7 protein-coding genes are annotated in these 16,213 nt (G+C 36.9%); 1 reads left to right on the top strand and 6 read right to left on the bottom strand.

Translation table 11 applies throughout. From position 1 onward, the window contains the following. Nucleotides 1–133 precede the first annotated feature (133 nt). From CA2015_RS21535 to CA2015_RS21560, 6 genes are all read right to left on the bottom strand, one after another. Nucleotides 134–2,074, bottom strand: coding sequence for a T9SS type A sorting domain-containing protein (locus CA2015_RS21535; RefSeq protein WP_048643765.1), 1,941 nt, complete (start codon nt 2,072–2,074; stop codon nt 134–136). Nucleotides 2,075–2,623: 549 nt separating this feature from the next. Next, nucleotides 2,624–7,075, bottom strand: coding sequence for a T9SS type A sorting domain-containing protein (locus CA2015_RS21540; protein WP_084012050.1), 4,452 nt, complete (start codon nt 7,073–7,075; stop codon nt 2,624–2,626). Between the two features lie 84 nt (nt 7,076–7,159). Next, on the bottom strand, nt 7,160–8,524 hold the full coding sequence (locus tag CA2015_RS21545; RefSeq protein ID WP_048643767.1) for a GntT/GntP/DsdX family permease: 1,365 nt from the start codon (nt 8,522–8,524) through the stop codon (nt 7,160–7,162). Nucleotides 8,525–8,596: 72 nt separating this feature from the next. After that, nucleotides 8,597–9,238 (bottom strand): bifunctional 4-hydroxy-2-oxoglutarate aldolase/2-dehydro-3-deoxy-phosphogluconate aldolase, encoded by a 642-nt coding sequence (locus CA2015_RS21550; RefSeq protein ID WP_048643768.1) that lies wholly within the window; start codon nt 9,236–9,238, stop codon nt 8,597–8,599. Beyond that, nucleotides 9,207–10,202, bottom strand: coding sequence for a 2-dehydro-3-deoxygalactonokinase (locus CA2015_RS21555; RefSeq protein WP_084011939.1), 996 nt, complete (start codon nt 10,200–10,202; stop codon nt 9,207–9,209). The genes CA2015_RS21550 and CA2015_RS21555 overlap by 32 nt, the downstream gene beginning before the upstream one ends. Before the next feature lie 776 nt (nt 10,203–10,978). Further along, on the bottom strand, nt 10,979–12,097 hold the full coding sequence (locus CA2015_RS21560; RefSeq protein ID WP_048643770.1) for a DUF748 domain-containing protein: 1,119 nt from the start codon (nt 12,095–12,097) through the stop codon (nt 10,979–10,981). Between the two features lie 777 nt (nt 12,098–12,874). Between CA2015_RS21560 and CA2015_RS21565 the strand changes: the two genes are divergently transcribed. After that, a complete protein-coding gene (locus tag CA2015_RS21565) occupies nt 12,875–16,213 on the top strand; it encodes a SusC/RagA family TonB-linked outer membrane protein (protein ID WP_048643771.1) in 3,339 nt (1,112 codons plus the stop codon).

Here is a 16,213-nt window from a genome sequence, read left to right on the forward strand (position 1 = left end):
CTCTTTTCCAGGGGAGGTATTGGGCAAGTAGGTTGTTATGAACCCTACTGAGTAGTTCAAATTGAACACTGTCATAAAAATAGCTCCGAACAATTGTCCGGAGCCTATGTAATTATTATTTGATTTATATATCTTAATAGATAAAAACCTTCTTTGAAATTAAATTATCTCCATTGTTTACATGAATGAGGTACAATCCAGAACCATAACTTTCAAAATTAAAATTTGAGGTGTTACCCATCTGTCCACCGTGAATCAATTGGCCATTGCCTTTATATATCATTACCATTGCATTTTCATTAAGAGAGGATGGATATCTTATGTTCACAACATTTTGAGAGGGCTGTGGATATACGATAAGGTCTTCTTCTTGTAAAGGATCAACAGCACCAACTTCAGCTTCCTTGGCCTCGAGCTGATTTAGGAACTCATTACCGATCCTTAAGCTTTTATTAGCATCATAGCCAGCACTAAAGTTAACAGTTAGCCCTTCTCCTATCATATTATCACTACTGTATGGCCTAACCGTTAGTTTATAGTTTCCTGCTTGGAAATATTTACCATTGTAATCATTGCCTGGTGAATCACCAAAAATCGCAAAAGGGGCCTTTCTTTCTGTCCAATTGTAATTTTTTGTACCTGAAAGCATAAATGTCATTGCCGCTATATTATCCCCCTTACCTTCGGCTCTAATATTAAGTTTGACATCTTTGTATAATTTTAGGTCTATGTAGCTACCTTCCACAATTGTCATAATATCTAGGTCAGTATCCGCATTTATCAAAGTAAATTTATCAATTTTACTATTTTGAACCACTTCAAAATCCATTGTTAAAGTTTCACCACCTATCCCCCTATTGATGCTTGAACTGAAGGGGTAAGCAGTTGCAGACAAGGTGTATTTTCCCTCAGGAAGTCCTCTTCCAGTATAATCCCCTCCAACATCTGTAAAAAGTGCTATAGGTTCCACTTTTTCAAACTGGGAGAAATTGATAGGACCACTAAGCTCCATCCCAACTCCACCTTGTGTTTGACTAAAGGGTACATTGGCTCTGATATTGAATTTCCCATTTTTAAACGATGATAAATCAATGACATCTCCATCCATTATTACTTGAATATCTTTGTCATCACTGGCATTGACCAATGTGAAACCATCAATAAACTTGTCAAAAACTACTTCAAAATTTATTGTGGACAAAGCTCCCTGATTTCCTGTGCGATACTTTGCCTCATAAGGAGTAGCTGTTAATGAATAAGAACCAGGCAAAAATTCCTTGCCTACATAGTTTCCTTTGGCATCACCAAATAAAGAATACGGTACAAGGTTTTCAGTTATGCTATGACTATCAACCTCACAAATAGCACATTGAGTCAAGAATTCCATATCCATTTTCACAGATCCCACAATTTCCGGATCCGAGATTACTACCAAGGAAAGTTTTTTATCTTGAATGGTTGAATAAGGGATTTTAACTCCATCCTTTAATTCCTTCATAAACACATTGGATTCGGCATCAACTAACCAAAAGCTATCAATCTTCAAATCCTCTGAGACCATACCTGCCACGATGGTTGCTTCCTTTGGCTCACCGCCTTCAAAATAAACAGCCACTTCCAAATCACCCGTAACAACTGGCGTTTGACAGATTTTTATTCTTCCATTTTCATCAGAAATGGCCGAACCTTGAAACACGCCATTGACTTCATAGAACAATTCAACACCAAATAATGGGACTCTATACTCGTCAAAAATTGTGGCTGTCAAACAAGTCTCCTCACCAACAAGCCCATTAACTACATATTCTAAAAAAGTAATGGAAGTTGGCACTCCAGCACGTGTCATACTAAAACTAAGGTTTCTAGCATCTGGAAACAATACCTGAGCGACGGTTACTTCATCTGCGGTGAAATATAGCTCTGGTTTTATATCTAGATGGTCATTGTATCGGTTAGACATATATCCAAACTCACGTTCCTTAAGGTCTAGCACCTCATTATGAGCGAAGATGAAGCAGGTTGGAAGTAATATCAGTAAAAAAATAAAGCTTAAAACTATGTAAGATTGTTTCATAAAACACATTTTATTGGATTTTTAACACACAAATTAACATGTATAAATTAAAAATTACAATAAAATAAGCTGTTAGCTTGGTTTATTATTAAATAAAAATATCCTATTCAGTTTATAAGCCTATTTATATTCCAAAGGTAGAGTCGTACACCAAATCATTAAAAAACCATCAAACACGCTAATTTAAGCTATAACTTACCCATAATCAATCACTCAATTAATACTTCCAAATCAACGATATCTTATACTTTGCTTCAACCCGGATTATGAAAAAGAATTTCTCCGTCCTGACAATGTCAGGGGTGAAGCCTGTCCCGTGTTTACGGGAAGTGTTGCAATCGCAAGAAAATCAGGCTGTTTGGAGATTTTAGCATAGCACCGCTATGGTGAAATTGAAAACAGCAACGAAGTAGCTAATTTTAAAGCGATTTCAGCACGTAATAGAATGTCTATTGCATATTTAGGGATAATTATAAATAGGCACTAATTATAAAAAAAGCTCCGAACAATTGCCCGGAGCTTTTAAAAGACACTATTTGATTTATTCTTTTAATAAATAAACACCTTTTTAGATATAACCTTATTACCATTGGTTACATGTATCAGATACAGTCCAGAACCATAACTTCCAAAATTGAAGTCTGAGGTATTGGCCATCTGCCCACCGTGGATCAATTGACCGTTTCCTTTATAAATCATCACCATCGCATCCTCACTTAGAGAAGATGGGTAGCGAATGTTGACTAGATTCTGAGAAGGTTGTGGATAGACAATGAGGTCTTCTTCCTGTCTACCTTCCGTGGCACCACCTTCAGCGGTATTGGTCTCAAGCTGATTAAGGAACTCATTGCTAATCCTTGCATTAATATCAGGATTATAACCAGCAATAAAGTTAACTGTCAGTGCTCCGCCCATTGTGTTGTCGCTATTGTATGGTGTAACCATCAATTTATATTTACCCTCCTTAAGGTACTTTCCTACATAATCATTGGCAGGTAAATCACCGAAGATAGCATATGGTGCTTTTCTCTCTGTCCAATTGTAATCTTTAGCACCAGATAATTGGAAAGTCATAGCAGCTATATTATCACCTTTGCCATCAGCCCTGATATTTAATTTGACATCTTTGTACTGATTAAGGTCGATGTAGCTTCCTTCCATAAGTTCCATGATGTCCTCGTCAGTATCCGCATTTACTAAAGTGAATTTATCCACTTTACTATTGTGAATCACTTCAAAGTTAACTGTAACAGTTGCTCCACCTATACCTCTATTCACAGTAGACTTGGATGGAAAAGCGGTTGCAGACATGGTATAGTTTCCTTCAGGAAGGTCTCTTCCAGCGTAGTCACCTCCATTGTCACCAAAAAGCGCAAATGGCATCACCTTCTCGAACATGGAGAAATTAACTGGACCCTCAATCATCATATCAATACCACCTTGTTGGTTCTCAGGAACATTTGACCTGATATTAAACTTTTTACCTTTGAATGCTGATAAATCTATCACATCACCATCCATTATTTCTCTAATATCTGTGTCATCTGTAGCATTGACTAAAGTGAAACTATCAATGGTTCCTTCAAACATCACTTCAAAGTTTACCATTGATTTAACTCCCTGACTACCAGATAGGTGTTTCATTTCAAATGGAGTGGCAGCAAATCCATAAACTCCAGGCAAAATGTTTTTACCTGTATAATCTCCATTAATATCACCAAATATTGCATAAGGTACCACATTTTCCGTTGTACTTCGCATGTCAGGTGAACAGGTTGGACATAAGGTTAATGATTCCAATTCTAATTTCACACTACCCACTTTTTCAGGGTCAGTGATTACCATCATATTGATCATTTTATCTTTGACTTCAGAATAAGGTATTATGTCACCATCCATTATCTCTCTGATAATGGTATTGGTTCCAGCATCCACTAACCAGAAGCTTTCGATTTCTAAGTCGTCCGATTCTGTTACTACCATAATGGTGGCTTCGGCTGGTTCTCCTCCTTCATATGAAGCAGTCACCATCAAATCTCCCATCTCATCCGGAGTCTCACAAAACTCTACCCTACCATTTTCATCGGTGATGGCTTTGCCATAGAACACACCATTTACATCAAAGGATACTTCTACTCCTACCAATGGAATCCCAAATTGGTCCAATATGGTGGCTGCCAAACAAACCTTCTCACCTACCACTACTTCAACTTCGTTGTCTACAAAAGTGATAATCGTAGGGATTGGGGTATTGTCCGTAACGGTTATTGTTGAGCTTACAGAATTCTCGGCGGTATAATAGAAGCCATACTCAAATTCTCCTTCCATATCGGGAGTGAAGCAGTAATTCAACACGCCATCCTCATTGGTCATCATCGATCCTGCTGGGTCACCATTTTTGGTAATAAATACTTCAATGGCACCAAATGGATTATCAAACTGATCTAAGACCTCAACTTCCAGGCAAGTTTCCTCTCCTAGACTTACATTATCTTCAGATGGATTTACTGAAATGGTTGTGGCTGTTATTTCTACCTGAACAACTTTAACTGAACCTTTCACAGGAACCCCATCAAAATAACTAACGGAGAACTCAAGATCACCTAAGGTTTGCGTAGCCAGGCAATATGCCACTATTCCATCCTCATTGGTAGTAAGGGTTGCAACAACCTCATCACCAACTTTGATTTCAACCTCTGTATTTGGTAATGGATCTCCATTTTGGTCCAGTACAAGTGACTCAAAACAGGCTTCTTCTCCCAGTTGTACTTCAACAGGCAATCCGGAAATAGATATTGAGCTGGCAACGAGGTCTCCTCCTCCGCCATTTCCACCACCTCCAGAATTGAGGACTTTTATACTGGTAGAGGCAGGTGTTCCTCCTCCTAGGTAATTAACAATAAACACAATCTGCTCTCCATCTTCCTCTTCTGCGGTTTTGCAAAATTCAGCAATACCATTTTCATCCGTCATTTCTGAACCAGCCGATTCTCCATTGATTTCTAATTGGACTTCTACACCTTCCATTACTTTGCCAAACTGATCCTTAACAGTAGCAGTCACACATACCTGCTGGCCTAAATTGACTTCATTAGAGCCGGCATTTAAGTCTATAGATGTTGGCACTGAAGCAGGTACATTCACCATTACTGTTGTTTCGGTTTTATCTCCACCTTCATAATAGCTGGTAAATAAAAGATCTCCTCCTTCTTCTGGAGTAAAACAATATTCAATTTTTCCGTTTTCATCAGAATCTCCACTATATATAACATTGCCCATGTACTCAATGAACAACTCTTCACCTTCCATTGGATTATCGAATTGATCCAACACTAAGCTTGTTAAACATATTTCCTCTCCTAAGTTCACTGATTCAGGCAAAGAAGAAAGTAGCACCTGGTCAGGCCTAGGAATTGTAGTAGTAACAGTTGCTTCTGCACTTGTACTTCCTACTGTAGCTATTATTTTATCTGTTCCTTCGTTCACTGCATCAAAGCAAAAATTGGCAATGCCTTGCTCATCAGTTACTGCGAAACCTATTTTATCATTGACTCCTTCAACTTCAAAATCTACCCTTACCCCAAAAATAGGTGCTCCTTCATCGTCTGTTACAGTAGAATTGAAACAATAAGTTGTTCCTTGCTGAATTTCTTGCTCCAAATCCAGGTTTATATTGCGAACCTGTTCAACACTGGCAAGGGCCTGCCCACCGGGATATCCATAGGAATCATAACTACCAAAGCCATACATAAAAGCACCAAAGGCAAGGTTTCCTGACATATTATGTGTGCCTTGGGCAACTTCTACCTGGGCACCTGCATAGGTAGAGCCAGGTATATCTGTGAAAATAGAAGGGTCTAATAAACTACCATCTAGATCAATCTTGTCTTTTTGAGATATAGGGACAGCTAAATTAATAAAATGCTTATTAAAGCCGACAGATGGTGTACTTACTGTATACTGATTTTGAAACTGCTCAAATGGAGGTATGAGCATCATAAAGGGATCAGAAATCACACCATCTGATGTTTGACCTTTTGAATACTGGGCAACCAAAATTGCCTGATTGGATTCAATATTTGCATAAACATTGCTGGGAATGCTTAATTCTTTAAACTCCCCCTTGCCTAGTACAAAATCCTGAGTAAACCCCTGAGTACCAACCACTGACACATTTGTCCCATCTTTGGTGGCTAAAATTCTAAAAATATCACCAGACCTTCTTGTTGACAAAGGAGTAGTAACAAAACTTTGGCCTAAAGAAGAGACCGGAGGAATTTGCTCAATTAAGTGGTCGCAATAAGTTGTACCTAAAGGTACATTACTACAAGTGTGTCCACTAAAAACCGAAATTGGTGCATCAGAACTAATGATAGTACCCGTGAGGTCTCTTCCACTTATTGCAGCTGCCAGCTGATAAGTTTGGCCTTTCTGCAAGGTAATTTCATAAGGCACTCCTTCAGCTCTTAACCTGGTACCATTGGCAGGAATTATTGTCACCTTAGTATTGTCCTCGGTTGCTACTACTCCAAATACAGAAGCTAACGTAACTGTTGAACTCCAAGAAGTATAGGACATAATAATATATTCATTGCCCAAAATATCAACAGGTAGTCCCAAAAAGGCATCCGTAGAAGCAGACCTTTGGTTTAGACCATATACAGTAATTTCATTTTCGGCTAAAACATGCACCCCTTTGTCACTAATCTCATCGTCTAGATTAGCCAATAAACTTGTTGGTAAATCAACCTTGGTAATTTCTCCAGGGGTGACTGAAAAATCAATTACAACATTATTGGGTAAATTGACCTTTCCAGTAGTTGGTACATCACCTGAAATAAATAGGTCTAAATTAACTCCTGAATTATCATTATTCCGGTTAAACATTAACCAAAATTCCTTTCCCTTATTATCGGGAATCCCATTCTGAGAATACACCGTGGCCATAGGAAGTATAATCAGCAGAAAAATTAAGCTTAAAACACTGTAGGATTGTTTCATAACATACATATTTATGGGTTATATATACATAAATATATATGTTAAATTCAAAATAACAAATTCAAGTATCTAGTTTTTAAATATTTATAGAAAAATAACAGAAATACCTAATACAATAAGAAATCCTGTAATAGATATAATTGTCTCCAAAGTAGTCCAGGTTTGTAGAGTTTCTTTTTCACTTATATCCAAATATTTCTTAACCAACCAAAATCCGGAATCATTGACATGAGACAATATACATGCACCTGCAGCTATGGCTATACCTATTAAAGCTTTATGCGGGTCTGACATATTCATATCTATAATTATAGGAGAAATCATACCTGCCGCTGTTACCATGGCTACAGTAGCTGATCCCTGAATAATTCGAATGATTACAGCAATCAAATAAGCCATCACTATAGGAGCAACATTATAAGCAATGAATACTTCTGCAAGTGCTTCCCCAGCACCACTTTGAACCAATATCTCCTTAAACATGCCTCCTGCACCTGTAATGACAATAATTAATCCTGCAGGTGCCAAAGCCTTATCAGAAAACTCAAGCAATTGTTTGGCTTTAAATCCCTTTCTATAGCCTAAGAAATATAGGGCTACTAGAGTAGCTATAGTCAATGCTATAAATGGGTGTCCTAAAAACTGCGCCAATTCCAACAAATAATTGTCCCCATTTAGATAACCTGTCTCAACCAATAGATTGGAAGTAGTGGCAATCAAAATCAATAACAAAGGTAGAATGATAATAAAAGCAATTAAATAAAAGTCATTTCGCGAAGCACTACTTGTGGCCTCATCTTTAAATTCAATATGGGATGGAACTGGTACAAATATTTTCTTTGAAATATATCCACCAAATACTGGACCTGCTAAAATAGCACAAGGCAAGCCTACTATCACTCCAAAGATAATCATCCAGCCCAAAGGTGCATTCAAGATTTCTGCCACTGCTACTGGCCCAGGAGTTGGAGGTATAAACGCATGTGTAACGGCCATACCTGCTAAGAGAGGCACAGCATAATGTAATAGTGAATTTCCAGATTTATTTGCCAAGGCATAAACCAAAGGAATTAAGATAATAAAGCCTACATCTAAAAACACTGGAATAGATACAATAAAACCAGTCAGCATCAATGCCCAAGAAGTCCTTTTCTCCCCAAAGCCCTTAATTAGAAAATGCGCCATTGTTTGCGCACCTCCAGAAACCTCAAGTAATTTTCCTAAAATAGCCCCAAGGCCTACCACTATGGTAATAAAACCCAATATATCACCCATACCTTTTTGAAGGCTCCCTATAAGTTCCATAAAGGGCATACCAGAAGCCAGGCCTACAAAACAACTGGCTAATAATAAAGAAATAAATGCATGCACCTTTAACTTCATTACTAATACCAGCAAAAGCAATATAGACAAAGAGGTAATTATAAAAAGATATAGTGTTTGATCCATGGGTTTATTAAATAAATAAGAAATGAAGGTTTAAGGTAAAGTAAAGACAATATAAAGCCTTAACTGGACTTCCTATATAGCATCTTGATAAGCCTTTAAAAATAGTTTTAAATGTGAGGTCAGTCCTTTCCAGTCCTTATTCTGTAAATAAGATTTTGGTACTACAGCGCTACCTACTCCAACAGCACTTGCCCCAGCTTTAAAATAATCAGTAAGGTTTTCCTGACTTACCCCTCCTGTAGGCATCAATTTAATACTATCTAATGGGGCCAATACATCTTTTATGTACCCTGGCCCTAAAGCTCCTGAAGGAAATACTTTTACCATACTGGCACCCAGCTTCCAGGCCGTGTATATTTCTGTTGCTGTAAAAGCCCCTATGAAAATTGGAATGTTTTCTTTGACACAATATTGAATGACTTCCTTATCCAATATTGGTGTAACGATAAACTGAGCACCAGCATTAAGTGCCAAATGCAGGTCTTCCATACTACAAACAGTCCCTGCACCAATATTAAGAATAGAACCATATTCTTTAACTAAGCGCTCAATATCATCGGTAGCATTTTTTGAGTTAAGCGTAATCTCCATGGTGGAAAGTCCTGACTCCTGAAAACATTGTGCTACATTTAATAAATCATCACTATTTAAATTTCTAAAAATTGAAACGATGGGTGCTTTATTAAAAGCTTCCCAGGAAAATGTTTTTGTCATTGTTTATATGTTGATTTAAAACCTGAATTTGACCTTGTATTACTGCTTGTTTTACCCATTGCATAGGCAATACTTTAGGATTAATCCCCAAAATCTCCATACCTAAAACATAGTTTGGGTGCAACTTACCTTCTGAACAGAGGTAAATTTCTGTATTCTTTTCTTCCACCAAATTAGTCAGTTCATTCCCAATCAACAAACCGCTTAAATAATGAAAGTTTTCTTCTTTGGAATACCGATCAAACAAATCATTTGTTCTCGTTTTAAAAAGCACTGATAATAGCGCATTATTAGCTCCCTCTTTTATCCCTTCGGCAAAAACTTCTTTGTACTTTACATTATCTGCAGAATCATACATTACGCTTTTTGATAAAATACTTTTATTGGCCATTAAGTGAAAAACCTCTCCGGTCATATAAGTTTTGAATCCGGTTATTTGATTGTCATTCACCCATATATGCTTGGAATGGGTGCCCGGTAAAATAAAAATTCCCTTTCCAGAAAAATCTTTCAATTGCCTTACGACTCCGATCAACTGGGTCTCCTCCCCTCTCATTACATTGTCAGCACTTTGGACACCTGACAATAAAAGCAATGAGTGATTGAATTCCTTAGATATTGGGAAATACTCTAAACCCATAGAAGTACCCATAACATCCATAGGCAAACCAGCATAGGGCAATTCCTTAATCCCAATACTGGATGAAGCCATTCCGGAGCAAACAATCAACATTTCTTCCAAATTGACCTGCAAGGAATCAGCCATTTTTTTGATTTCATTACTTAGAAAATCAAAATAAAAATGAACCCTATTTACATTTCCATCACTTTCAAGGTAGGAATTGTAGACGGATTGTATTCCTGAGTCATTGACATATTCATTTTCAATAGTAGCATCTTCCAAATTTACTATCCTTAGCCTAAAGGAGCTTGTTCCCCAATCACAACTTAAAAATCTCATCATTTTCTATCTGGTAATAAGTCTAATCCAAAATATTTAGCTAATGCTATTGTCAAACATAACTATTTGAAATCAGTAAATTGTTATTGATATCAGTATTAACATTGCAGTGTTTTAGCAAAACTTCTATTAAAGTTGATTTGTACGTGGTAACACCAATCCCTTGGAATCAGCGAGTTTGGTTCAATCATTCAAAGCCCTTATTTAACCTAAAGCATTATAAATAATCCGGGCAATAAAAAATGTTTTATGCCGCTCCCAATCAAAATTAAAAAATAATATTAAATAAGGATTAAATCTCCTGGGCAATTGTAGACAAAAAATAACAGACTAGTTGGATTTAACCCGGATTATGTAATAGAATTTCTCCGCCCTGACAATGTCAGGGGTGAAGCCTGTCCCGTGTTTACGGGAAGTGTTGCAATCGCAAGTAAATCAGGCTGTTTGGAGATTTTAGCATAGCACCGCTATGGGGAAATTGAAAACAGCAACGAAGTGGCTGATTTTAAAGCGATTTCAGCACCTAATAGAATGTCTATTGCATATTTCAGGTTTAAAGATTCAGAAAAAATTACACAAGCGCCAATCCAATCCTACTTTTTAGCTTTCAGAAATGCATTCTTTGTTCTAAAACATGACACATTCACTTGACAATAAAGGCCTTAAATCGACAGGATTTTTGTTTTTTAGCCTCTATTTTGTGGATATGACCATCTAATTTAAAACCACATAAGTACCATAAAGCATTAAAAATCTATACAAGAAATGCCTTTTTACTTCTAATTTTCTCCATCAAAAAGCGATTTAAAAAAGCCCTTTTCACCTTCTTTTTCTTCCATATTGGAAATATTAATGGATTGCTCTATAGACGGCTTTAAGGCTTGTATAAAAGCGTTTTTCAGGATCAGAACAATTGCCTGTCCAGTGTGAATTTCAGGATTTTCGAAAGTATTTTCTATCAAAATTTTAGAACCTATCTGATCCTCTTTTTGATTTTCAAACAGCTCAGCGGTTCCGGCAACAAGCGTTTCCCATAAAATTTGGAATACATTTCCTTCTTCCTTGTTCCATTGTACAATATCAAGCTCTTTGATTAGAGGTTTGACATATCCTTTAAAACTTCCCTCCTTGGCGGCAAACTCTGTAAATAAATTGAACTCTCCTTTTTTTACATCAAAATTACCGTAGGCCCTTAAAAAATCATTCAAACCTACGAGATCCACCTTTTCAATTTCAGCATTCATGTCAAAAGTCGGATGATCTGCCAGCGCATTTAATTTAACATCTAAATTAAAGCTTCCTCCATAAGCAATTCCATTTGCAGTTAAGGTTGAGGGCAAAGAGTCTCCAACCACAGGTTCATTAGTCAATTGTTCTGCCAATATATTTAACTGCTTTATAAAGACATCAACCTTAGGAGATGCCATATTGTCTATATAATGGATTTCGCCCTGATTGATTTCAAAACGGTTTATAGCCAGAGGCATTAAATCTCTTATCAAGCCCTTCAAATCAGAAGTGTCCTGCTTAACTTCCCTGTCTTCATTTTTGCTTTGGACAAAATTAAGCTTGGGTTGGTTAACGATTAGTTCACCGACAATTTTACCCTGAAACAAGGCCTTCCATTGAACAGACAGATCTACTTCAGGACAAGTAAAAAATGGTATACTATCAGTGTGGTCTTTATCGACCGTATCTCTTTTAAAAATATGAATACCATCAATTATATAAGCACCTCTTATGAGAGCAATATCAATATCCTCTACCTCTCCTGTGTATTCTTCCATTTCAGCCAATTCCTTATTCACAAAGTGAAGAACAATTTTTGGAAGGAAAAGCCTGAACACGATTAAAAGCAATACAATAACTCCAAGAATAATAGCGGTCTTTTTTTTCATTTTTTATGAAAATTTAGTTTTTCATTCGTTTAAACCCTTCAATTAAAAAGGACAATTAAAATCTCATTATTGATCTAAAGGCAATCCCTACTCCTACCAAACAATCTTGAATCAATTTATAACGCACGGTAAATTATATAGGATTAAAACTTAGAACCTATCGGTCTTATTAGGATATTTACTTAAAATAATAGTCTGTTTCTTGCAATTAATATGCCAGTAAATTTTACCAACTTATCAAAAAAACGGTGTTTTGAAGGCCCTAACCGTTTAAATCCAAATACAAAAAGCAACTCAATTATTGAACCCTATTTTTTAATTTTACGTAAAAATTTTTTTTCAAAAAATTCCATCTATTAATACTTAACTAACCTATTAAATTTTTGATTTTATTAAAAAAACATCAATAAAATATGGAACTCCCTATAAATTAAGGGAACAAAACACTCCGATTTTAACTAAAAAATTTATATTTATATGATCATTTTAAATAATAACTTTTTAAAGTTAATTTTAATCTATATAATTGGGTTAATAATTCTTATAATTTTTCCCATTTATAAAAAGTCGATATCCCAAATAAGTAAATATTAACAGCCTATAAACGTGTACGTTACCCCATAAATAAACAATAACCTATCAACTTAAATAAATTAAAAAGAGACCGATTTTAATTAAAGAAATCGGATTATCTCTGTATTAATTAATATTTATTTAAGATTTGAATTCATTTTACCATTAGTGAATTTTATTAATTAAATTATAAACCCAATAGTTATGAAAAAAAGTATACCTCTCCGGCGGATAGGATGTAAAAAATTATTTACCGGGTTGCTACTGGCCTCCTTAACAACAGGTCAAATGTTGGTTAATCCAGTAGTCGCAAATACCGCTTTTACTCCCGGTATCAATGAATTAGGTAGTCATTTAGCCTTTGCCAATTCTCCAATAGTCGATGTGACTATTAAAGGAGTTGTAACTGATGCAAACGGCGAGCCACTTCCAGGAGTTACCATTTCAATACCTGGAACCTCCATAGGAACAGTTACAGACATCGATGGTAGTTATTCCATGACGGTACCAGAAAATGCTACTCTGGTATTTTCATTCATCGGCTTCGAAAAACAAAGTGTAGCTATAGGTGGACGTAGCATTCTAAATGTCACTTTAAATGAGAATGTTTCTGCCCTCGAAGAAGTAGTCGTTATTGGTTATGGTACTCAGGAAAGAAAAGACATTTCCACTGCTATCTCTTCTGCCTCCGCAGAAGACCTTAAAGATCGACCTTCCTCCAACTTTGCTCAATCATTACAAGGAAAGATGGCAGGTGTTAGAATTTCAAACAATAACTCGGCACCAGGTGGTGGATCCAATATCGTGATCAGGGGTGTAAGTTCAATTAACGCGAGCAATAGCCCGTTGATCGTTATTGATGGCTTCCCTATTAAGGATGGTTACAATAAAACTGAAAACCCATTAAACTCCATCAACCCTGCAGACATAGAGTCCATTGAGGTATTGAAAGATGCCTCATCAAGTGCGATTTATGGTACTCAGGCGGCAAATGGTGTAATCTTGGTTACCACAAAAAAAGGTAAATCCGGCAAACCAAGCATTACAGTCAATGCTACTACTGGGGTTCAATCTATGCTGAATAAAGTGGAAGTCTTGAACAGAGATCAATTCCTTCAGATGATGGATGAATCCAGGGCTGCTGCTTATGTCATTGAAGATCCAAATTTTGGAACCAATGATCCTGAAGCACCACTTTGGCAATGGACTGATTCTGATGAAACAAGAATTAGCAATTGGACCAACTACTCCCAGTATTCTGCGGGGATGCAAGATCCTTACCAAATGTTTTACAGGTGGATTACAGTTACTGATACTACCAAAAACAGTCCACACAATACTGATTGGCAGGATGTAATTAGCCAAATGGGCAAAACAAACGATATTCAGCTTTCTGCTTCTGGTGGAACGGATGACATCACCTACAGAATTTCAGGTGGTTATTTCAACCAAGAAGGTATCGTCAAATCTTCCGGATACGACCGTTTCTCTTTTCGGGCAAATATAGACATGAAGGTTAACAACTACTTGAAACTAGGTTTGATGTTGGCTCCATCTTTGGAAAACACGCAGGTATTGGCCAACACAGAAGGTGGTAGTACTAGAAACCCGTTTTACAATGCTTTAGGTTTACCTCCAATTTGGGCTCCAACTGACGAAAATGGTGTTCCACATTATTATGGAACAGAATCTACCTATGAAAACCCATGGTTTTGGAATTTAGATTTTGCTGTCAATCCACTTTCAAATTTTCAAATCGAAGACAAGAGGAGAACAGTAAAAAACCTAGCAACCATATATACCGAGATCAATTTGATGGAAGGATTAACTTTCAGATCTGAATTTCACACTCAATTTAGGTTTTGGGAAAGAAACTATTTCCTTCCTAATTCAATGCCTACCACTTCTCAACCTTTTTCAAGGTCAAGAGGAATCAATCAAGTCACCTCTAGTTTTACCTGGAATTCACAAAACTTCCTAACCTATGCTAAAAAATTCGATGCTCATTCATTGAACGCTATGGTAGGGTACTCTGTGGATGAAGCCAGTTACAGAAGTACTTATATTAACAAATATGATTACCCTACAGATTTAATTCCTACCCTAAATCAAGGTGTTACCATAGTAAATGCCCAAAATGATGCGCGAACCAATCGTTCAAGTGAATCAATGATCGGTAGTTTTGCAAGGGTTATATACAATTATGATAGCAAGTATTACTTCACAGGTAGTATTCGTAGAGATGGATCATCTAAATTTGGTAAGGACAACAAATGGGGGGTATTCCCGTCCATGTCTGTTGCATGGCGTGCATCTGATGAAAACTTCTTTGAGCCTTTAAGAAGTGTTGTCAATGATCTAAAAATCCGAGGTGGATGGGGAGTAATTGGTAATGCAGGAATAAGCAATTACCTAGCCCTTAGTACACTAAACTCTGGAGCTTATGTATTGGGTGCTGGTTCTACCGTCGCTCCTTCTTATGTAGATGGAAAAGTAGCTAACTCATCTTTGGGATGGGAAGAAACAACTGATTTCACTATTGGAACAGATGTGGAGCTTTTCGATAGTAGGGTAACCTTCAGTGTGGATTATTTCCATAGACTTACAGAGAACATGCTATTTAATTTGCCATTGCCAGTAGTTACCGGTTTCAGCTCCTTTATGGCCAATGCTGGATCAATGAGGAATAGAGGTTATGAATATTCAATTTCTACAAGAAATCTTGATGGCGTATTTACATGGAATACTTCAGCCAACCTTTCTTATTACAGAAATAGGGTGTTGGATATAGGGAAAGACAAACGACCAATAATCAATAACAATGGGTATACTGCCGAAAATAGACCTTTGGCAGGAATTTGGGGTTATTCTAACCTAGGCGCGTTTGATGATTGGGAAGATGTCAAGACTTCGCCAATTTTTAACCCTCAACAAGCACTTTGGAGTAAAAGGTCCAATCCTGGTACACCAAAAGCAGCAGATGTTAACGGAGACGGTATCTTGGATAGTAATGACCAAACAGTTATTGGACAAAATAACCCTGCCTTTGTATGGGGTATGACCAATAATTTCGGTTACAAGAATTTCGATTTTTCTGTTCATGTGAACGGCGTTCAAGGAGGAGACCTTTCTATGGTTGAATTTGAAAGTATGCTTGGAAGAGGCGGAGGAAGAAGAAGTATGACTACTGAATACTTCAACAATTACTGGACGCCAAACAGGACTGATGCAGCTTATGCATCCCCTACAAGAAAAAGCGCAGACGGTTCGAGTGTTTCGGGAAGCCTTTTGTTCAAAGGAACCTATGTAAATATTCAAAATGTAGTTTTAGGATATACTTTACCTAATGAAATTGCAAACAGGGCCAACATTAGCAATTTACGAGTATACATGAGTGTACAGAATGCTTTCTTTATTACAAAATACCCAGGTTACAATCCTGAAGTCAACTATCAGGGAAATTCTGCTTTGTCACAAGGCATAGACAGAGGAGCATATCCTTTGGCAAGAACCATCTCTTTAGGTATCAATTTAGCATTGTAA

The organism is Cyclobacterium amurskyense, assembly GCF_001050135.1.
GTDB classification, from domain to species: domain Bacteria; phylum Bacteroidota; class Bacteroidia; order Cytophagales; family Cyclobacteriaceae; genus Cyclobacterium; species Cyclobacterium amurskyense.

Coding starts and splice junctions, on each gene's coding strand:
- CA2015_RS21545 (WP_048643767.1), bottom strand. CDS start 8,524: ATGGATCAAACACTATATCTTTTTATAATTACCTCTTTGTCTATATTG.
- CA2015_RS21535 (WP_048643765.1), bottom strand. CDS start 2,074: ATGAAACAATCTTACATAGTTTTAAGCTTTATTTTTTTACTGATATTA.
- CA2015_RS21550 (WP_048643768.1), bottom strand. CDS start 9,238: ATGACAAAAACATTTTCCTGGGAAGCTTTTAATAAAGCACCCATCGTT.
- CA2015_RS21540 (WP_084012050.1), bottom strand. CDS start 7,075: ATGAAACAATCCTACAGTGTTTTAAGCTTAATTTTTCTGCTGATTATA.
- CA2015_RS21560 (WP_048643770.1), bottom strand. CDS start 12,097: ATGAAAAAAAAGACCGCTATTATTCTTGGAGTTATTGTATTGCTTTTA.
- CA2015_RS21565 (WP_048643771.1), top strand. CDS start 12,875: ATGAAAAAAAGTATACCTCTCCGGCGGATAGGATGTAAAAAATTATTT.
- CA2015_RS21555 (WP_084011939.1), bottom strand. CDS start 10,202: ATGATGAGATTTTTAAGTTGTGATTGGGGAACAAGCTCCTTTAGGCTA.